The 19405-nt window shown below is 68.8% G+C and carries 20 protein-coding genes; 8 read left to right on the top strand and 12 right to left on the bottom strand.

Annotation, left to right across the window (positions count from 1 at the left end; genetic code table 11):
• Nucleotides 1-664 precede the first annotated feature (664 nt).
• The 6 genes from BLQ75_RS14120 to BLQ75_RS14095 all read right to left on the bottom strand — a co-directional run bounded on the left by BLQ75_RS14120 (nucleotide 665) and on the right by BLQ75_RS14095 (nucleotide 4151).
• The gene (locus BLQ75_RS14120; RefSeq protein ID WP_092602423.1) at nucleotides 665-1294 is read right to left on the bottom strand and encodes a DUF3558 domain-containing protein; all 630 of its coding nucleotides are present in this window, start codon (nucleotides 1292-1294) and stop codon (nucleotides 665-667) included.
• 169 nt (nucleotides 1295-1463) lie between these two features.
• Nucleotides 1464-1676 (bottom strand): DUF397 domain-containing protein, encoded by a 213-nt coding sequence (locus tag BLQ75_RS14115; RefSeq protein ID WP_425286454.1) that lies wholly within the window; start codon nucleotides 1674-1676, stop codon nucleotides 1464-1466.
• 75 nt (nucleotides 1677-1751) lie between these two features.
• Nucleotides 1752-2375, bottom strand: coding sequence for a DUF3558 domain-containing protein (locus BLQ75_RS14110; RefSeq protein WP_139182984.1), 624 nt, complete (start codon nucleotides 2373-2375; stop codon nucleotides 1752-1754).
• Between the two features lie 5 nt (nucleotides 2376-2380).
• Entirely contained in the window at nucleotides 2381-2713 is a 333-nt protein-coding gene (locus tag BLQ75_RS14105) for a hypothetical protein (RefSeq protein WP_092602417.1), read from the bottom strand.
• A 353-nt stretch (nucleotides 2714-3066) separates the two neighbouring features.
• A complete protein-coding gene (locus BLQ75_RS14100; protein WP_092602415.1) occupies nucleotides 3067-3270 on the bottom strand; it encodes a DUF397 domain-containing protein in 204 nt (67 codons plus the stop codon).
• A 14-nt stretch (nucleotides 3271-3284) separates the two neighbouring features.
• Nucleotides 3285-4151: a helix-turn-helix domain-containing protein gene (locus tag BLQ75_RS14095; protein WP_092602413.1), complete on the bottom strand. Its 867-nt coding sequence runs from the start codon at nucleotides 4149-4151 to the stop codon at nucleotides 3285-3287.
• A 122-nt stretch (nucleotides 4152-4273) separates the two neighbouring features.
• On the opposite strand from BLQ75_RS14095, the gene BLQ75_RS14090 reads away from it, so the two are divergent.
• Together BLQ75_RS14090 and BLQ75_RS14085 are read left to right on the top strand one after the other, a co-directional pair.
• The gene (locus BLQ75_RS14090; RefSeq protein ID WP_092602489.1) at nucleotides 4274-4573 is read left to right on the top strand and encodes an HC3 family zinc finger protein; all 300 of its coding nucleotides are present in this window, start codon (nucleotides 4274-4276) and stop codon (nucleotides 4571-4573) included.
• A complete protein-coding gene (locus tag BLQ75_RS14085) occupies nucleotides 4570-5187 on the top strand; it encodes a hypothetical protein (RefSeq protein ID WP_092602411.1) in 618 nt (205 codons plus the stop codon). The genes BLQ75_RS14090 and BLQ75_RS14085 overlap by 4 nt, the downstream gene beginning before the upstream one ends.
• A 325-nt stretch (nucleotides 5188-5512) precedes the next feature.
• On the opposite strand, the gene BLQ75_RS14080 is transcribed toward BLQ75_RS14085, so the two are convergent.
• From BLQ75_RS14080 to BLQ75_RS14065, 4 genes are all read right to left on the bottom strand, one after another.
• Nucleotides 5513-6163: a hypothetical protein gene (locus BLQ75_RS14080; protein ID WP_244515532.1), complete on the bottom strand. Its 651-nt coding sequence runs from the start codon at nucleotides 6161-6163 to the stop codon at nucleotides 5513-5515.
• Nucleotides 6164-6528: 365 nt separating this feature from the next.
• Nucleotides 6529-7611, bottom strand: a complete 1083-nt coding sequence (locus tag BLQ75_RS14075; protein ID WP_211481368.1) for a DUF418 domain-containing protein — start codon at nucleotides 7609-7611, stop codon at nucleotides 6529-6531.
• Nucleotides 7612-7880: 269 nt separating this feature from the next.
• Nucleotides 7881-8660, bottom strand: coding sequence for an IclR family transcriptional regulator (locus tag BLQ75_RS14070; protein WP_092602409.1), 780 nt, complete (start codon nucleotides 8658-8660; stop codon nucleotides 7881-7883).
• Nucleotides 8661-8794: 134 nt separating this feature from the next.
• Nucleotides 8795-9988: a CynX/NimT family MFS transporter gene (locus tag BLQ75_RS14065; RefSeq protein WP_211481367.1), complete on the bottom strand. Its 1194-nt coding sequence runs from the start codon at nucleotides 9986-9988 to the stop codon at nucleotides 8795-8797.
• Nucleotides 9989-10375: 387 nt separating this feature from the next.
• On the opposite strand from BLQ75_RS14065, the gene BLQ75_RS14060 reads away from it, so the two are divergent.
• Together BLQ75_RS14060 and BLQ75_RS14055 are read left to right on the top strand one after the other, a co-directional pair.
• Nucleotides 10376-11809 (top strand): hemolysin family protein, encoded by a 1434-nt coding sequence (locus tag BLQ75_RS14060; RefSeq protein WP_092602405.1) that lies wholly within the window; start codon nucleotides 10376-10378, stop codon nucleotides 11807-11809.
• Nucleotides 11809-12831, top strand: a complete 1023-nt coding sequence (locus tag BLQ75_RS14055; RefSeq protein ID WP_092602403.1) for a CNNM domain-containing protein — start codon at nucleotides 11809-11811, stop codon at nucleotides 12829-12831. The genes BLQ75_RS14060 and BLQ75_RS14055 overlap by 1 nt, the downstream gene beginning before the upstream one ends.
• A gap of 199 nt (nucleotides 12832-13030) precedes the next feature.
• On the opposite strand, the gene BLQ75_RS14050 is transcribed toward BLQ75_RS14055, so the two are convergent.
• Nucleotides 13031-13753, bottom strand: coding sequence for a DUF4386 domain-containing protein (locus BLQ75_RS14050; protein WP_092602401.1), 723 nt, complete (start codon nucleotides 13751-13753; stop codon nucleotides 13031-13033).
• A gap of 412 nt (nucleotides 13754-14165) precedes the next feature.
• On the opposite strand from BLQ75_RS14050, the gene BLQ75_RS14045 reads away from it, so the two are divergent.
• Nucleotides 14166-15542, top strand: coding sequence for a dihydrolipoyl dehydrogenase family protein (locus BLQ75_RS14045; RefSeq protein ID WP_092602399.1), 1377 nt, complete (start codon nucleotides 14166-14168; stop codon nucleotides 15540-15542).
• A gap of 149 nt (nucleotides 15543-15691) precedes the next feature.
• Nucleotides 15692-16036, top strand: a complete 345-nt coding sequence (locus BLQ75_RS14040) for a four-helix bundle copper-binding protein (protein WP_092602483.1) — start codon at nucleotides 15692-15694, stop codon at nucleotides 16034-16036.
• A 676-nt stretch (nucleotides 16037-16712) separates the two neighbouring features.
• Here the strand turns inward: BLQ75_RS14040 and BLQ75_RS14035 are convergent.
• Entirely contained in the window at nucleotides 16713-17084 is a 372-nt protein-coding gene (locus tag BLQ75_RS14035; protein WP_092602397.1) for an ArsR/SmtB family transcription factor, read from the bottom strand.
• A gap of 117 nt (nucleotides 17085-17201) precedes the next feature.
• Here BLQ75_RS14035 and merA point away from each other — a divergent pair, with 117 nt between their 5' ends.
• Nucleotides 17202-18620: a mercury(II) reductase gene (gene merA, locus BLQ75_RS14030; protein WP_092602395.1), complete on the top strand. Its 1419-nt coding sequence runs from the start codon at nucleotides 17202-17204 to the stop codon at nucleotides 18618-18620.
• A gap of 36 nt (nucleotides 18621-18656) precedes the next feature.
• On the top strand, nucleotides 18657-19304 hold the full coding sequence (gene merB / locus BLQ75_RS14025; protein ID WP_092602393.1) for an organomercurial lyase MerB: 648 nt from the start codon (nucleotides 18657-18659) through the stop codon (nucleotides 19302-19304).
• Nucleotides 19305-19405: the final 101 nt, after the last annotated feature.

Below are 19405 nucleotides of genomic sequence, written 5' to 3'. Positions count from 1 at the left end.
TCACGTCTGCTTCCCCCTAGTCCCCTGGGCCATGATCCGAAACCGGGCCACATCCTGCCGGATCGGCGCATGCCACGTCAGCAGAACGGCCCCACTATCACTATGACGATCGACACTCTAACGTGTTCCGGAAAACACGCTGCGATCACTCGAACGGCCCAATCCACCCCCGGTGATCCCCCGCACGGGTAAGACACTGGGGAACTCTCAGCCACTCGAAGTGCGCACCAGCCGCGTCCATCGGCCAGCGCGGTCTCACCGACAAGTTCGATGTAGTGTTGATAGCGTCCCTCCGGCCGATCACAGGCCGCGACGGGCAAAACATGACCTGGAGCCGAATTTCGCTGGTCAACAACGCGTTTTCGAATGCAAACGACAGACAGCACGGCATCCGGTCACACTTCGTGAATCTTCGCTGATACCACTCGCTGCTAGAATCAAGATCGACAAGCTGAGCGACCCGAGTCACACACCGGCAATACGCCGACGCTCAGTGCGAAGCCATCTCAAGGGCGCCGCAGCGCGAACCGCACTGACTCTGCCGAGGAAACCTTCGGAAACCAAACGAATCGTTACCGGAAAGTTGCTTCAAGCCTTCCCTTCCTGCTCCCCGATCCTGCCGTTCAAGCCAACCAGCACCAGACCGACGGCCAGCAAGCAACGCTCAACCAGCCGCGGGCCACGACGGCAGCGACAGCTTCAGAGCCTTTTTCGCCATATCACATGGATTTGTCTGACCAACATCATCGACAGGAACAGTAACAGCGGAACCAACCACCTGATTTTCCTGCGAAGCAAGGAAAATTGCACACATCCCATTATCCGCCGGATTTATCCTATTGGCAACAACCGCCGGGTATCCAGACACTTCTATTTTCTCGAAATCTTTATATTTCGATTTGTTTTCATGGTATTTCTCAATCGAGCGATCATCGATTGCCGAAAGAGATACATGCTCCTCGCCGCCATCAGGACTTTCCCAGTCGCACAAATCCGGCAGAGAGCTACCGAAAATATTAGACTGCTTCTGTCCTTGAGTTTTCAAACCCAAAGATTCAGCGGCGCCCGCAGGGAGCAAATCGCACGGATCGAGGGCGGCGGCGTCCTTCGGATTGGCGATCTCCACGCCCGACCGCTCCGACGAAGCGGACGAATCCACGCTGCTCGTTGTCGAACCGTCCGTTCCGTCAGCGCCATCGGAGCCGTCCGCGCTCCCGGAGGATGCGCATCCGGCCAACACCATGCTCACTACGAGTCCGCCAGCCACGGTGGCGGCACGACCAACCCCAGTCATACGTCTCCTTCTCCCGACGTCGCCGCGAAACACTACTGGAACTTGTTCAGCTGTGGGTGTGGCTGTCCGGTGTGGCCTTGTGCGCTGCGCCGGGGCTGCGTGGATTCCGCGAGGAATCGCCGCCCCGGACGCGCCGTCCCGGCTGCGGTGTAGCGATGTGGGGGCGAGCTCAGCCCCGGTCGTAGTCACCGGTCTTGAGCCGCTCCACGAACCCGGCCCAGACCGTGGGAGTGACGGTGAGGATGCCGCCCGCCCGGTCCTTGGTGTCGCGAATGCCGACGGCCCGGCCGGTCAAGGCGACCTCGACGCACTGGCCGATGTCGGTGGTGCGGCTGGACTTGCGCCAGGTGTGTGGTGCGAGATGTTCGCGAATCGTTTCCACGAATGGGTTCCGCTTTCCGAGCTGCATCGGACATCGAACAGGACACTTCGGAGCCAACTCATCACTCCCGTGATCTCACTGCGCCGCCGGCCATGAGGGCAGTGACAGCTCCAGGGCCTGCTTCGCCAGGTCGCACGGGTTTACTTGTCCGATGTCCTTGGTGGGAATAAATGTGGAGGACAGAACTATCTGGTTGTCGTTCGCGGCCATGTACATCGCGCAGTTGGAGCTTTTCGCAGGGTCCTCCGTGTTTCCTATGACGGCGGGATGACCGGAAATATCCAGCTTCTCGAAGTATCCGTAACTCGATTTGTTGTCATAGTACTGCTGAATGGTGCGATCGGGAAATGCCACCAAGGTAACCCGTTTCGAATCATTGTGTTCGCCTTTTCGGGTGCACATGTCGGGGAGATCGGGTTTGAGGTCGTTCTGTCTTCTTTCTCCCTTGGATTTCAAACCCAGTGTGCTGGCTGCTTCGTCGGGTAGCAGTTCGCAGGGTTCGAGGGCGGCGGGGTTTTTGGGGTTGGTTATTCCGGTTCCGGACCGTGAATCGGACGAGGTCGCGTCGCCGGTGGTTGTTCCCGTCGCGGGTCCGGGTTGTCCTGGTGAGTCGCCGGAACAGGCCGCCAGTGCCATGGTCAGCGCGAGGCCGCCCGCCAGGAGGGCACCGCGGCGTAGTGTGGTCATAACGTTTTTCACGGTGCTCAGCTCCGCCTTTCGCTGTCGCGCTGCGCGAGGGACGCGTTGTCGTCGGCCAGACCGTACTCGCGCAGCAGGGCCTCGTAGGCGGCGATCTTCTCGTCCAGCTTGTCGCGAATATCCACAGCGGCAGCACGAAGCGAGCCTTCGGGATCACTCATACGCTTCTGGAACGCCTCACGTGCCTTGCCGGTAGTGTCGTCGTAGGCGGTCAACTCACCCGGGCCGATTGTTGTTGAGCTTTCAGCGAGCTCTGCGGCCTCCTCCCGTGCTTGTCGGAGGTCTTCGACGGCTGCTTTGAGTTTGTCGTGGTCGACGCTGAAACCGTCCTGGCTCACGGCTGTTCCTCCCTAGGGGGCGCTGTCATGATCCGAAAACCGGGTCACATCCTGCCGCAGCGGGGCAGCTCGCGTCAGCGGGACGGCCCCACCGGCACTATGACGATCAGCACTCCGAGGTGTTCCGGGAACGCGCTGTGATCACCCGGATGGCCCAGCGCGGTCGGCACTACCCGCACCTGGGGACGCGTGAGACGCAGCCCACCAGGCGAGGCCACTCTGTTCTGTCGAACACTCCGCGACTCCACTCGAGGCCGTCCCAACCGCGCTGCGCCGGGGCTGCGTGGATTTCGCGAGAAAACGCCACCCCAGCCGCGCCGCCCCGGCTGCGGTGTAGCGATGTGGGGGCGAGCTCAGCCCCGGTCGTAGTCGCCGGTCTTGAGCCGGTCCACGAACCCGGCCCAGGCCGCGGGAGTGACGGTCAGGGTGCCACCCGCCCGATCCTTGGTATCGCGGACGGCGATGGTGGTGTCGGCGAAGCCGACTTCGACGCAGTGAGCGTTGTTGGCGCTGCGGCTGGATTTGCGCCATGTGTGTGGTGCCAGGTCTCCTGCCATATGCGGGACTGTAGTTAACCTTGCAAGTTTCGGGAAGCCGAGACGATCTTGTTCAGTGAGTCTTCACGGTTCAGAGCAGCTTTGCTGGCTTCGGTGTGTGCGAGGCTGTGTTCGCGGATGGTCAGTGAATCGGTGATCAGCTGCTTACTCGTCACGGTCTCGTGCCACAGCAGCATCGGCAGCTTGCCAGTCGGGAACGTCATGAGCAGAAACGGTGAACCACCGATGGCGTCGTGCCCGGTCACCTCGAAAGGCACGATGCGAATATCGAGAGTATCGGGGTGAGTGTTGATGAGTTTTACGAGATGTTCGAGCTGTTCGGCCAGCACCCCAACCCCGCCGATTCGCTGATGCAGCGCTGCTTCGCTTATCACCGAGTTGAGGTGGAGCGGTTCGGAGCCGGTGATGCGGTGTTGCCGCCGCAGGCGGCATTCGAGCCTGCGCTCAACTTCTGCCAAGCGGATGTTTGGAGCGCCTGCCTCGATGACGGCCCGAGCATAGTTCTCGGTTTGCAGTAGCCCGTTGACGATGGCGCTGTCGTAGGACCGCACACTCTCAGCGCCGTGTTCGTAGCCGAAAAAGCGCAGCAGCTCATCGCTGAACAGAGCGGAGTACTCGCTCCACCAACCACGGCTTCCCGCTTCGTCACGAAGACTACGCAGCTCGGCGGCTTCCTCGCCATCAAGTTCGTAGGCCTCGGCCAGTGCCGTGAGGCGTTCTTCGCCGATGTTCTTCTTCCCGTTCTCGAACTCCGACAGGTAAGCAGCAGTGATCCCGAACTTCTTGGCAGCAGCCGTGGCACTCAGCCCGGCTTCGTCGCGCTTCTCACGAAGGCGACGTCCCAGTTCCCAAGCGGCAACGGTTGGCGAGCTCGGGGCCATAGCGCACTCCTTCACGACTTCACACCTTTAGGCGACCTAGCTATCTAATTAGATAGACGTCATCTACTGTCGATAACGAAAGGTGATCATACAGGCACTTAATGAAGTAAGGAGTGTTCGTGATGCTTGAGGTTCCGTTGCTGGGGTGGGGCTGGTCGGGTCCGGTGGTGTGGTGGAACCCGGTGGGCGGGTTTCGGCACGCCTTCTCCCGCGAGGTACGGCCGCGTCCGCAGCAACAACGCGACACGCTGTGCGGACAGCAAGTCGTCCTGACAGACCCGTCCGAGGTGGACTGGCTGGTGCCGACCTGTGACATCTGCATGAGCGCGGCCATCGAACACGGCCGCGAACAAGAACAGCACGAACAAGAGGTCAGCCGCCGCCTGCGCGAGCGGTTCGGCCGGGACGGAGGCGCGCTGTGACGGCGGCGAGCACGCTGGGTCCGGCTGTGCTGCTCCAGCCGCTCGGACTGCTGCCGGTTCAACCGCCCGGACCGCTGATCGCGCTGGGCACGACCCTCGCACTGGCCCTGGCCGGCACCCTGGCCCCGCTGCGGAGCGGACACGGCCAGCGCGCCGACGCCGGCCCCGGCGCGCTGACCGTGGCACACCTGCTCATCCAGCACACCCCCACCCCGAACCGGCCGGCCCACCACACCACCACGGGCAACACTGCCGCCGGTACCTCCTCGACCACTCCCCGTCCCCACTCGCCCGCGTCGGGAAGACCGTGGTTCCCACCACCGGGCTCACCCCTGGAAACGGCCACCATCGTGTTGCACGGCCCCGACCGCTCCCCTGACTCCGACTGGTGGGACGCCCTCGGCCACCACCCCAGCCCCAACCCCACCCCGGCCGAACGCCGCGCCCTGCTCACCCACCCCGAGTACCAACCCCCGACCACGAGCAGACAACGACCACGCCACCCCACCAGCCTCACCGAAGAAGACCTCGCCAGGTTGCTCAACCTGCCCGAGCCTCGCGAACACGCCCCCGAACCCGGCTACATCGGCAAACACCGGCTCGTGGCAGCCTGAACGCCCTGGCGGGAGGGAGCCCCTCTCCGAAACCGCTCAGCTCCCGGATCTCCCACCCGACACACCGAAGGGCCGACACCGCACCGGCGATGTCGGCCCTCGTCACTTCCACCCGTTCAGAACTCTCCCGGAACTCCTCGATCCGGTTTCACCCACCACTCAGGACCGAACCGGGCGCCGCGCCGGACTCCACCGAAAGACCCGGGCCGCTCGTGTCGCGCCTGGACCCCCACGGGTCCCGCGAATCGCCCACGAGCGCCGCATGTCCGGCAAGCGATGTCCACGCCGCGATGTCCGGCCGCGTGGCGGCAACCGGCAGTCGAGCTCAGTTGCGTGAAGGCGCCGGCGTCTCGGAGGCCAGCAGCTGGTCGTAAACCACTTCGTTGACCCAGCGGGAAACGGCGGTCTGCTCCGCCGGGGCGGTGTCGGCGAACGAACGCCCCTCCAGCTCCACCCGGACGCTGTTCCCGTCGGCGCTGAGCACCGCCACGCCGAACTGCCGAGCCCGGATCAGGCAGCTCGACACGAAGTCGTCACGATCGCTGACCTCGCGCGGAACCACGATCGCCGCGCTGGTGAACCGCGCGAAGGGCACGGCGGCCGTCAGCGCGGTGCGCCAGTGCCGCGCCGGGGCCAGCACTCCCGACACCCGCGCCGCCGCCGGCGGCACCCGATCGCTCATCTCCGGCCAGACCCAGGTCGCGATCTCCGTGCGGTCCAGCACCGGCCCGCTGCCGACGCAGACCCGCTCGGCGTGCGCGTCCGGCACCAGCTCTGCCACCGGGACGACACGACGCCCCAGCAGCCGCACGGGCGGCAGCACACTGCCCGTCCAGTCGAGCTCCCCGACGGAGATCGCCGCCAGCTCCTCCACGGAATCCGGCAGTCCACAGGTGTCGGTGAGCGAGGTCGAACGGATCCGAAAGCCGTTGTCGCCGCGGTTGTCCCTCGCGGCGTATCCCGGTGTCGCGGTCAACTTTCCCGCCTCCAAGGCTGATTGCGCGAAAAAACGAGCGGCCGAAGCGGGCGGCACCGTCGGAAGCGGTTCCTGCGCCGCGTACTCGGCACTTCTGCACGTGCATCCGACTAGAACAGCCGCGAGCGGTTCGTACGCGCTCACCTCGGGGTCGCTGCGACAGACGGACAGCAGACGTCGGTGACCGGTCGCTGAATGGTTCGGGGGATTCGGCCCGGCTTGACCGCCATTCGGGTTAGTCAGCGGTGAGTCGCCACGCGGTGCCTTTCACTGAGTTTCCCCGCACGGGTGAACGGCCGACGTCATTCGGCCACAGCTGGACAGACCTCCACAACCACCCCGTTCCTCTCGAATCCTCGAGAGCCTCACCCGGTGCCACGCGGCGAAACCGGCGACCACCAGGTCACGCAACGCCAGAGCCACTCGAACGGGCCGTAGCGGAATCGGCGCAGCCACCAACGGCTCCACAGAACCTGTACGCCGATGATGCCCGCCGCGAGCGCGAGAGCCGGGCCGAAACGCAGCGAGTGCGGCAGTCCCAGCACCGGAGCCAGGGCCACGACCAGCAGGGTCGCCGTCAGATAGTTGGTCAGCGCCATCCTGCCGAGCGGTTCGAGGAGCGCGGACACCGCCGGTCCCACCCGGGTGCGCAGCAGCAGGAGCAGACCGGTGACGTAGGCCGAGGCTAGGAGGAGCCCGGCCGCCACCGCGCCGTGGGAGTAGCTGTTGCGCACGATGTCGCCGCTCTGCCAGTAAAGCAGCGGAGCGGCTGCCGCCAGCGAGAGCACGAACACCAGTGCCACGGTCGCGTTCGGCCGGTCGAACCTGTTGTGGACCCCGTACCGCGCGGTGGCCAGCCCCAACAGGAACAGCCCCGGCAGCAGCGAGGTTCCTCCGTGGGTCAACGACACGGCCGCCACGGTGCCGAGAACTCCGGCGAGCAGCACGAGCACGCGGGGAAGCCAACTGGCGGGCAGCAGCACGACGATGCCGACGATCGCGTAGGGCAGCAACGCCTCGCCGGGTTGCAGGAACTGGTGCAGCGCACCGAGAACGCCGAGAGCGGCCATCCTGCGCAGCAGCACCACTCGCGGCAGGGAGGCGCGGCGGGCGGCACCGTCCAGGAAGATCGCGAAGCTCAGCCCGAACAGGAACGAGAAGACCGGGAAGAACCGCTGTTGAACCAGCAGTTGCAGCCAGTGCTCGGCGGGTACGTACACCCCCGGTTCCGGTCCGTTGCGCATCTGGGTGATCTGCGGAATGTTGACCAGCAGAATCCCGCACACGGCCAGACCACGAACCGCGTCGAGCGCGCGGACACGAGCCCCGCCCGATGAGTCGGACCGACCGGGCGAATCGAACGGAACCTCCGGCGAACCGCCGGGCTCGGCCGTGCTCGCCCGCTCGCCCGGCGCCGCCACGGGATCGGGGATACGACTTGCACTCACTGTCTCACCAGGATGTCGTGGGCACGCGAACCGGCTGCGCGGGAGGCCATCGCCCCGCCGCCAAGAGGTGTGCGGCCCGTGCTTGCTTGCCGTGGAACACGTTTCCAGCGAAACCTCGGCCGAGGTATGCGTGTTCGCCCCGATATCTCCCCGGAGAACGCCCCTACCCCGGAAGCACGTGAACTCGGGGGAATCCCCGAGGGGAGTGCTCCTCAGGGGCCGAATCGGGCGGCTCCGCTACGGAACACCGGGACGACGCCGCCCCGCGCTCACTCCACCTCGGCCGTCGTCCGCGTCGTCTCCACCAGCCGGTCGCCGACCGACTCCGCCGCGCGGGAGAGCGGGCGGACGAGCTTGGCCACCTCGGCGCGCGCGCTGTCGACCACCAGCCCGAGGGCGGCCACCACCTCTCCGCCGGAGCACACCGGCACGGCCACCGAGCAGGAACCCAGCGTCATCTCCTCGGTGGTCCAGGCGAAACCGCGCCGCCGGATGCCGCCGAGCTCGCGCACCAACCTCCCCGGCTCGACGATCGTGTAAGGGGTGTGGCGGGACAGGTGGTGCGCGCAGTACTCCTGGACCACCTCGCGGGAGGCGTGCGCCAGCAGCACCTTGCCCACCCCGGTGGTGTGCAGCGGCAGCCTGCCGCCGCTGCGGGAGATGATCGGGGTGGAACGCCTGCCGGTGAGCTTCTCGACGTAGACGGCCTGCAACCCGTCACGCACCGCCAGCTGCACGTTGGCGCCGGTCCGCTCGTGCAGCTGTTGCATGTGGGGCATCGCCACACCACGCAGGCAGGTGTGCACCGGCGCCAGCAGTCCGAGCTCCCACAGCCGCAACCCGATCGCGTAGCGCCCGTCGGACTCGCGCTGCAGCGCGCCCCAGTTCTCCAGCTCGCCCACCAGCCGGTGGGCGGTGGCCAGCGGGATCTCGGCGCGCCGCGCGATCTCGGTCAGCGAGAGTCGGTGGGCATCGGGCCCGAAGGCGGTGAGCACGCTCAGCGCACGTTCGGTCACCGAACGGCCGGACTGCCTGCTGTTGCCCGCCATCGACCTCTCCCGACGTCGCCGCTTCCCGAACACCCGCCGCTGTCCGGTCGCCCTCCCGCGGGAACCGGCCACCGACGGGGCTCACCCGGCAAGGTACTGGGAAGGTGAACCGACACACACACCGGAGTCCGTGGTCAACCGGCCGAGGGACGCACCGGTTCCTCCACCCCGACCCGCAGCGGCCTGCCCGCTCCCAGCGCGGCGAGCGCGCCGCACAGGCACACCGCCAGCAGCAGCCACATCGACAGCGCCCAACCGCCACTGAGCTGGTGCAGCAGCCCGACGAGCAACGGTCCCGTCGCGGCGAGCAGGTAGCCGACCGCCTGGGCCATCGCCGAAAGCCGGGAGGCCACGGCGGCATCGGCGGCGCGCATCCCGATCACGCTCAGCGCGAGCCCGAACAGCGCGCCCATCCCGAACCCGAGCACCACGGCCGCGCCCCACATCCAGGACAGTGGGGCGAGGAACACCCCCAGCAGCCCCAGCGCCGACACCCCCAGCAGCGAGACACCCAACACCCGCTGGTCCGAACGCCTGCCCGCGAGCAGCGGCAGCGTCATCGCGCCGAGAGCCTGCACCAGTGTGGACACCGACAGCACCAGCCCGGCCTCGGTGGCGGCCATCCCCCTGTCCTGGGCGATGGTGGGCAGCCAACCGAACACCACGTAGGCCAGCAGCGACTGCAGTCCCATGAACGCGGTGACCTGCCACGCGAGTGGGCTGCGCAGCAGCCGCGCGGCCGGGCCACCGGAGCCCGGCACGGCCGCACGTGCCGCGCGCCGCAGCAGCGGCAGCCAGACGAGCCCGGTCAGCAGCGCCACCGCGGCCAGCGCGATCAGCGGCGTCCGCCAGGAGCCGCCCGCCGCGCTCATCAGCGGGACCGCGAGCGCGGCGGCGAGACTGCTGCCGAGCGTGAGGAACACCGTGTAGACCGAGGTGACCAGGGTCACGTTCCCCGGGAACTCCCGCTTGATCAGCGCGGGGAGCGTGACGTTGGCGATTCCCACGGCGGCGCCGACCGCGATCGTGCCGCCGAACAACGTCGCCGTGTTGGGGCCGGAGCGCAGCAGGCTGCCCACCACCAGCAGCGGCAGGCAGACGGCGACCACCCCCTCGTCTCCCCATCGGCGACGGATCGAGGTGGCCGTGAGCGCGAAGACACCCAGGCAGATCACGGGCAGGGTCGGCAGCAGCCCGGCCACACCGGGCGAGAGTCGCAGATCGGCGGCGATGTCCGGCAACAGCGCCCCGGCGGCCGTGAACGGTGGACGCAGGTTCAGCGCCAGCGCCGCGATCGCCACCAGCAGCCACACCGCACGTGTTCGCACCGTCTTCCACCTTCCCGCCGGTGAGCGGCACCGGCCTTCGCGGGCTTCGTGCTCCGGTCGCCTCCCAGCCTCCCGGTTCCCGCCCAGGACGGGAACACGTCACCCCCGAAGCGCGGCGTGACGAAGGACACGGCGGAGAGTCCACCCGGGACCGACCCGGTGTTCCGGCAGCGGGGCTCGGGGCATCCCTCTCACGCTGCGTGCGGAGCGCACCGGGAGGAAAGAACCACCGCCATACCCGACGCGGTCCGATGTGGACCGGATGCGGAGCTCTCCCGAGCGCCTCGGCCGGTGCTCGTCCGCACGGTACTTCGAGGAACACGCCCGCCCCGCCGGAGCACCGGCTCACCACCCCCGGAATCGGACATTCGGCACAATGGTCGAGTGATGACCGCACTGTCCCTGCTCGGTGGTCTGCTGCTGATCGCGGCGATCATCGCGGCCAACGGGTACTTCGTCGCCCAGGAGTTCGCGTTCATGACCGTCGACCGCTCGCGGCTGGCGGCCCAGGCCGAACAGGGCGACCGGGTCGCCGGACGGATGCTGGGGATCACCCGCCGGACCTCGTTCATGCTGTCCGGCGCCCAGCTGGGGATCACCGTGACGGGCCTGCTGGTCGGGTACGTCGCCGAACCGCTGGTCGGCAGCGCCGTGGGCGAGCTCCTCGGCGGGGCGGGCGTCGCCCCTGGGATGGGCATCGCGATCGGCACCGTGGGAGTGCTGGTGGTCTCGACCTTCGTCCAGATGCTGTTCGGCGAGCTGCTGCCCAAGAACCTCGCCATCGCCCGGCCCCACCGACTCGCCCGGTGGCTGTCGGCCTCCACTGTGCTCTACATGCGGCTGGCCGGCTGGCTGATCCGGTTCTTCGACCGCTCCTCGGCGGGGCTGCTGCGGCTGCTGCGGATCGAACCGGTGCACGACGTGGAGCACGCGGCCAACCCGAGGGACCTGCAGCGGATCGTGGCGGCCTCCCGACAGGCCGGTGAGCTTCCCGCCGAGCTCTCCCTACTGCTGGACCGGGTGCTGGACTTCCCGGAGCGGGACGTCGAGCACGCCCTCGTGCCGCGCTCCCAGACGGACGTGCTCGCCGACGACGCCACCCTCGACGAGGTGCGCCGGACCATGAGCAGCGGGCACTCCCGCTACCCGGTGCTCAACGAGGACGGCGGTATCGAGGGAGTCGTGCATCTGGTCGACGTGCTGGAAGCGATGGAGGCGGACCCGAGGACCGACCGGCGCCCCGTCACCGGGATGACCCGGTCGGCCACCATCCTCCCCACCCTGATGTCGCTGCCCGACGCGGTCACCGCGATGGCGCGCTCCCGCGAGCGGATGGCCTGCGTGGTCGACGAGTACGGCGGCTTCGCGGGCATCGTCACCGTCGAGGACCTGGCCGAGGAACTGGTCGGCGAGCTCACCGACGAACACGACGCCGAGGAGCGGCCCCACCTGCTCGCGGCCGACGACGCCGACGAGCGATGGCGGGTCCGGGGCGACGCCCCGCTCGACGAGGTGGAGCGTGAACTCGTCCACACCCTCCCCCGAGGGGACTACGAGACCGTCTCGGGCCTCGTCATCGCCCACCACGGAGCGCTGCCCACCGAGGACACGACGATCGACATCAGGCTGCCGGGCGACCCGGTGGAACTGGCCCACGAGGCGCACCCACCGGTCCGCACGCTGCGCGCCACCGTCGTCGAGGTGGACCAGCACGTCCCCTCCGAGCTGGTGCTGGAGCTGACCGAGGAACCTCCGGGAGACCACTCGTCCGAGACCGACGACCGGTGGACCGATCCCGAGTCCGGCCGAGAGGAGTCCTGATGCACGGCCCCTGGACGGCCACGCTGACCACCGTCGCGATCATCGCGGCCAGCGCGCTGTTCGTCTCGATCGAGTTCGCCACCATCGGCGCGCGGCGGACCCGCCTGGAGGAACACGCCACCACCAGCCGCGCCGCCAGGGCGGCGGTGCGCAACGCCTCGGAGGTCTCGGTGCTGCTCGCGGGCTGCCAACTCGGCATCACCGCCTGCACCCTGGCACTGGGCGCGATCACCGAACCCGCCGTGGAACACGCGCTGGAACCCCTGTTCACCGCGCTCGGGCTGCCCCACTGGCTCGGCGGCACGGTGGCGTTCGCCCTAGCGCTGCTGGTGGTGACCTTCCTGCACCTGGTGGTGGGCGAGATGGCGCCCAAGTCGTGGGCGATCGCCCACCCCGAACGCTCGGCCGTGCTGCTCGCCTTCCCCATGCGGGGTTTCATGTGGCTGTTCCGCCCGGTACTGACCCTGCTCAACAACTCCGCGAACAAGCTCGTCGAGGCGTTCGGGGTGAGACCCGTCGACGAGGTCGCGATCGAGCAGAACCCCGACGAGCTGCGCCAGCTCGTGCGGCACTCCGCCGAGAGCGGTGACCTCGACGCCTGGTCCTCCGACCAGCTGGCCGGGGCGCTGGAGCTGACCCGGTTGCGCGTCGGCGAACTGACCGGTGAGGAACCGATCGCCTCCGTGCCGCGCACCGCAACCGTCGCCGATGTGCGGGCCGCCAGCCGGCGATCCGGGCACCTACGGATCATCGTGGGCGACCCGGCCTCCCCTGAAGGGCTGGTGCACGTCCGTGACACCCTCACCGCCGACGCCGGGCAGCCCGTCGACACGCTCGTGCGCGAGTGCTCCGAGCTGGATCCGGGCACCAGCGTCCTCGACGCGCTGTCCCGAATGCGCCGGACCAGCACCCAGCTGGCGCTCGTGCGCGACTCCGGACGAACCATCGGGGTGGTCACCATCTCCGACATGCTGGAAGGCCTCTTCCCTCCCAGGGCGGAGAGCACCACCGGCGAGACGTGAGCGCGGTCGGAAGAACCGCACCGCGCGGCAGCGGCGGAGTCCGCTCCGACCGTCGGCGGGCTCCTCCCGCGCGCGCCGCCGGGAGCACAGCACAGGCGCGGCGTGGCCGGTGCAGCCCCGGTTCGGGCCCGGGACCGACAGGGCCGGCGGGATCGACGGAGGTCCGCCGACCACGGGCCGATGGCGGGGCGGCGATGCCCTACCGGCCGGCTCCGACCCTCCCCTCCGAGGCGCTCGACCGCAGGAGGACGATCCCCACACCCAGCGTCCACACCGTCGCCAGCCCCGCCAACGGCAGGAGCAGCTCGAAGGAAGCCCAGGGAAGCCGCAGGAAAAGCGCCGAACCGAGCAGGAACCACCCGGCGGCGGCGACAATGCCCAACCAGGACAGCGCGCGCGGGTACTCGCGGCTACGCAGCATCGCCAGGGCGTAGCCGCCCAGCGCCAGCCCCAGGAGGGCCTGGGACAGCACGGAGGTGCCCCCGACGAGGACCTCCACGACGCGGAAGTCCCCCACCGCCGCACCGGCTTCGAGCTCACCGGAGGCCCACCGGCGTGCGAGCATCCCGCCGCCGAAACCGTCGTGCGCGTGGTTGACCGCGAACAGGGCGACCGCGACCACCAACAGGGGATCGGCCATCCGCGCGAGAGCCCTGCTCACCGGATCCCGCAGGGCACGCCCGGCGGTCGGGAAAGCCACGCCCCAGCACAGCGCCCCGAGGATTCCGAGGAGCGCCGCGGCGAGCCACGGCGTCCCGAGGACGTGGTCGAAGACCCCGATCGGATCACCACGCGGGATGTCCCCCCGCCGCTGCAGGAACTGGCTGACGACCGTCAGAGCGGTCCCCAGCAGAACGATGATCCCGGCCGCCCCCGTCCGGAACCGACGCACCCGGACTTCCGACTCCAACGGCTCCGACATCGGTCCCGCCCCCTCACTACGCGGTTCTCGTGTACGGAGTACGCACCGGTGAGGGTCACGCCCCCGGTACCGGGTCCCATCCGGGAACGTCCCCGATCCTTCCCGGAGAACCAGGGGGAACCCCGTTCCGGGCGGCGGCCCCGGCGCGGCCGCCCGTCGTCCGGCCACGCGGGGGATGCGTCGGTCAGTCGAGTTCTCCATCGCCCCACCGTTTCGCCCCCAGTGCCGCCGCGCGGCTCGACATGCCGGTTCCCTCCGGCCCCAGGCAGTGGCGCCACGAGTGACCGCCGATGACCCGCGCCCCGAGCCGTACCGCGATCTTCGGCTCTCGTGCACCGGCGTCCCGCCGTGCGCACTCGCCGTCCGGGTGCTGGGCTGACCGGGAGAGGATTCCCGAACCGAGGGGGCGGAGATGGCGGAGGACGAGGTCGATGCCGTGGTGGTCGGCATGGGGCCGGGCGGCGAGGACGTCGCCGGACGGCTGGCCACGGCGGGGTTGAGCGTGGTCGGGGTGGACAATCGCCTGGTCGGGGGCGAATGCCCGTACTTCGCCTGCGTCCCCACCAAGATGATGGTCCGCGGGGCCGGTGCGCTCGCCGAGGCCGGGCGGGTTCCGCTGCTGGCCGGGACGGCCTCGGTGCGACCGGACTGGACCCCGGTCGCCGACCGCATCCGCGACGAGGCCACCACCGACTGGGACGACCGGGTCGCCGTGCGGCGGTTCGAGGACACCGGAGGGCGGTTCGTGCGGGGGTTCGGCCGACTGACCGGTCCCGGTGAGGTCACCGTCGACACGGCGGAGGGGGAGCGGGTCTTCCGCCCCCGCCGGGCGATCGTGCTCAACCCCGGCACCGACCCCGCCGTCCCGCCGGTCGAGGGGCTCCGGGACACCCCGTTCTGGACCAACCGGGAGGCGGTGCGGGCCCGCACGCTGCCCGAGTCGGTGGTGGTGCTCGGCGCCGGCCCCGTGGGGGCGGAGTTCGCCCAGGTGTTCGCGCGCTTCGGGGTGGACACCACCGTGGTCGAGGCCGCGCCGCGAGTGCTGCCGGGCGGCGAGCCCGAAGCCTCCGAGACCATCACCGAGGTGTTCACCGCCGAGGGGATCACCGTGCACACCGACACCTCCGCGCGGCGCGTGCGGCACGAGGACGGCCGGTTCACCGTGGAACTCGACTCCGGGCAGAGCCCCTCCGCCGAACAGCTGCTCGTCGCCACGGGGCGCCACACGGACCTCGCCGCGCTGGGGGTGAGCTCGCTCGGGCTCGACGAGTCCGCGAACACCATCGAGGTGGACGGGCGGATGCGCGCCGCCGAGGGGGTGTGGGCCGTCGGCGACGTCACCGGTCACGGCGCCTTCACCCACACCTCGGTGTACCAGGCGCGCATCGCCGCCGAGGACATACTCGGCAGGGGCGAGCTGACGGCGGACTACCGGGCCATGCCGGCCGTGGCGTTCACCGATCCCGAGGCGGCCTCCGTCGGGCTCACCGAGGCCCGGGCCCGTCGACAGGGCTTCCCGGTGCGCACGGCGGTCACCGAAATTCCCTCCTCCGCCCGGGGCTGGATCCACAAGGCCGGCAACGAGGGGCTGATCAAACTGGTGGCCGACACCGAACGCGACATCCTGCTCGGCGCCACCGTGGTCGCACCGCTGGGCGGCGAGATCCTCGGCGCGTTCACCGTCGCCGTCCACAACCAGGTGCACCTCGCCCAGCTACGCCGGATGATCTTCGCCTACCCCACCTTCCACCGCGCCATCGAAGTCGCCCTCGACGAGCTCCTCGACTGATCCGGGGCCGGATGAAGCGCCGACGACTCGTCCGCGCCCTCCGTGGTGACGGGGCCGCAGCTGGGTACCCCTCGGGTGCGCGGGCCGCCGACGAGGCCGACTCGACCCGCGCGTTCCGCGAACGAGCACCTGACGAGGAGGTGGGGATCATGGCCACGACCATGGTGCAGCAGCGCAACCGGGCCTGCCTGGACGCGTGCGCGGAGTGCCAGCAGGCCTGCGAGACCTGCAACTACAACTGCTGCGTCACCAACGCGGACATGGCCGAGTGCGCCCGGCTGTGCCTGGACTGCGCGACGGTCTGCGCGAGCTGCGTGACCCTGCTGTCGCGGGGCTCGGCGTGGGCGAGCCGGATGTGCCGGATCTGCGCCGAGCTCTGCGAGGCCTGCGCCGCCGAGTGCGACAAGTACGACATGGACTACTGCCGCGAGTGCGCGGCCTCCTGCCGCCGGTGTGCGGAGCAGTGCCGGGCGATGGCCGCCGTCCCGGCCTGAGCCCGGTCCGGCCGAGGCCCCGGGGAGCGTGAGAGGAGCGTCCGCGTTCCCCGGGGCACGTCGGGGAGAGTCTTTCCGATGCCCTTGCCGGGGAGCAGGTAACCCGCCTGTACGCGCGCATCACACCGCACACGGGACGAGCGAACGCCCCACCAACGGCGCGAACTCGGGGTTCCCGGTTCCCGCACGTCACCGACCGCCGCTGTCGCTGTGCTCCTCGACCAGGCAGCGGACCACGGAAGGTTCAGCTCCACGCGGACAGAGAGCCCCCGCCAACCAGACGTCCGTTCCACTCACGACTTCGGCCCTGCGACGTAGATCGAGCACAGCTGGCAACGAACCGACGAATCCCTACAAGACCAGGACCCACAAAAATCGGGGAGAGCCCGCATTCAGCGAAGCTCTCCCCGATCATCACGTCCGAGCTCGACGAACCATCGTGCCGGTCACCCGACACCCATCGTGTCGTCGGCCCCTCGGTGGGCCACCGACGAAATCCGCTGACCAGTGAGGCCGCAGCTAGTCGGAACGGGTTTCCCACGCTAGTGGAGATCGTTTCCCGTGGTTCCGGTGTTGTCGCTTGGGAACTCAAGGGCGTTTCACCGCTTCGAACGGGTGAAGTTCTCTCGGCACGGGGGTTTGTACGGCGGTTGGCCGAGTTGGGCCCCGCGGGGATCTAGTTGTCGCTTTCGAAGCTGTCGATCTTTTCGCAGGTGGCCAGGGCGGCGTGGTTTTCGGTGGTCAGTGTGTGAGCCAGGGTGACCAGTTCGGCCACACGAGGGTCGGTGGCACGGTAGTAGGTCCGGCGGCCCTCGCGGCGGGCGGTGACGTAGCCACAGTCGGCCAGGCAAGCCAAGTGGGTCGAGACCCGCCCCTGGGAGAGCCCCACGTGTTCCACGCAGTCGCTGACCGAGTGCTCGCCGTCGAGCAGGAACTCCAGCAGCCGCAACCGGGCCGGCTCGCCCAGGGCGCGAAAGAACTTGGCCATCACGCCGAGCCGCTCGTCATCAGCGGGCAGCAGCGTGGCGGGATCGACGGAGCGAGTCATAGGTCAGCATTGTACCGCGAATCACATATTCTCCTATGCGGATATAATGAGGATGGCTTCCGCGTAGGCGGACACGACCGCGGGTGGGCCGGTCCCACCGGAGAGGAAAGAGCGAGCATGACTGTCGATCTGGCGATCATCGGTTCCGGGGGCGCGGCCTTCGCCGCGGCCATAGCCGCCAGACGGCAGAACCGCTCGGTGGTGATGGTCGAACGCGGCACCGTCGGCGGCACGTGCGTCAACACCGGCTGCGTGGTGCCGTCGAAGGCGTTGCTGGCCGCGGCCGAGGCGCGCCACGTCGCCCTGTCGGCCGCGCACTTGCCCGGGGTGCGGGCCAGTGCCGAGCAGGTCGCCTTCGGCGAGCTCATCGCAGGCAAGGACGAGCTGGTCACCGACTTGCGGGCCGAGAAGTACACGGGCTTGGCCGCTGAGTACGGCTGGGAGCTCATCGGCGGGGTGGCCTCCTTCGACGACGGGCCCGCGCTGCACGTCGAGCTCCACGACGGCGGTTCCCGGCGGATCACCGCCGAGCACTACCTCGTGGCGACCGGCTCGTACCCGTGGACCCCACCCATCGAGGGGATCGAGGCAATCGACTACCTGACCTCGACCAGCGCGATGGAACTCGACGCGCTGCCGTCCTCGATGCTGGTCCTCGGTGGTGGCTACGTCGGTCTGGAACAGGCCCAGCTGTTCGCCCGGCTGGGCACCGAGGTCACCGTGGTGACCCGCTCACAGCTGGCCTCGGCCGAGGAACCCGAGATCTCCGAGGAACTGGCACGGATCTTCACCGACGAGGGCATCACCACCCACTCCCACTCCCGGGTGATAGCCGTCCATCAGGACAGCCACGACCACGTGGTCGCCACGGTCGAAAGCGACGACGGAAGCACCCGCGAGCTACGTGCCGAGCGACTGCTGGTGGCCACCGGACGACGCACGGCCACCGACGGACTCGGACTGGAACAGCTCGGGGTGCGGCTGGATGGCCAGGGGAACGTGCTCGTCGACGACGAGCTGCGCACCACCCACCCACGGATCTGGGCCGCCGGGGATGTCACCGGCCATCCGCGGTTCGTCTACGTCGCCGGTGCCCACGGCGCGATCGTGGTCGACAACGCCTTCGGCCACGCCGGACGCACGGTGAATTACCACCACCTGCCGCGGGTGACCTTCACCGGCCCGAGCATCGCCGCGGCCGGGCTCACCGAAACCCAAGCCCAGCAGACCGGCCACGACTGCGAAACCCGCGTGCTCCCGCTTAAACACGTACCCCGCGCACGCGTCAACCGCGACCCCCGCGGGCTGGTCAAACTCGTCGCCGACCGAGGGACGGGGCGTCTGTTGGGCGCGCACGTGCTGGCCGACGGGGCCGGCGACGTCATCGCCACCGCCGTCTACGCCCTGGCCAATCACATGACCGTCCACGACATGGCCGAACTCTGGCAGCCCTACCTGACCATGGCCGAAGCCCTCAAACTCGCCGCGCAGACCTTCACCCGCGACATCACACAACTCTCCTGCTGCGCCGCCTGAACCCGTCTCCGGCGCCTTCGGGAAGGACCACACACGATGAACAGCGAGCTCACGGCACTGACACGCCGCATTCGTGCCTCACTGCGCCCGTCGCTGACCCACCCGGAGCTGGCCTGGCTCTGGCCCCCGCTGCTGCGGCTGCTGTCACGTGGTGAACCGATCACCGTCACGCAGCTGGCCACGGCCGCAGCTCGCACCGACGCCGAGGTTCGTCGGGCGATGGCCACACTGTCCGACACCGAATACGACGCGGCCGGGCGGATCATCGGCTGCGGTCTCACCCTGCGTGCCACGGGGCACCGGTTCACCGTCGACGAGAGCGAGTTGTATACCTGGTGTGCCCTGGACACCCTGATCTTTCCCAGCATGCTCGGTCGCACCGCCCGGGTCGAATCCCGCTGCCCCGCCACCGCCACACCGGTACGGCTGATCGTGACCCCCGACGAAATCACCCACCTGGAGCCGACCACAGCCGTGCTGTCGCTGGTCACTCCCGAACACTGCACCTCGGTGCGGGCCGCCTTCTGCGAGCACGTGCACTTCTTCGCCAGCCCCGAGGACGCCTCGGGCAAGCTGGCCGAACACCCCGCGAGCACGGTGCTGCCCGTGCCCGAGGCCCACACGCTCGCCCGCCAGCTCGCACACCACCCCCCGACCGACGAACACCCCGAACACCAGTGCTGACCACGCGCGAGCCCTGCGGTAGCGGCGATGAGCCGTCACCACCACGGCGCGACGGTGAACCACGGCCCCGTGGTTCACCGCTTCGCGGACACCGCTATGTG

This window comes from Actinopolyspora xinjiangensis (genome assembly GCF_900104475.1).
Lineage (GTDB): Bacteria > Actinomycetota > Actinomycetes > Mycobacteriales > Pseudonocardiaceae > Actinopolyspora > Actinopolyspora xinjiangensis.
The sequence above is the reverse complement of the archived record's forward strand: the minus strand, read 5'-3'. Positions and strand labels throughout refer to the sequence as shown.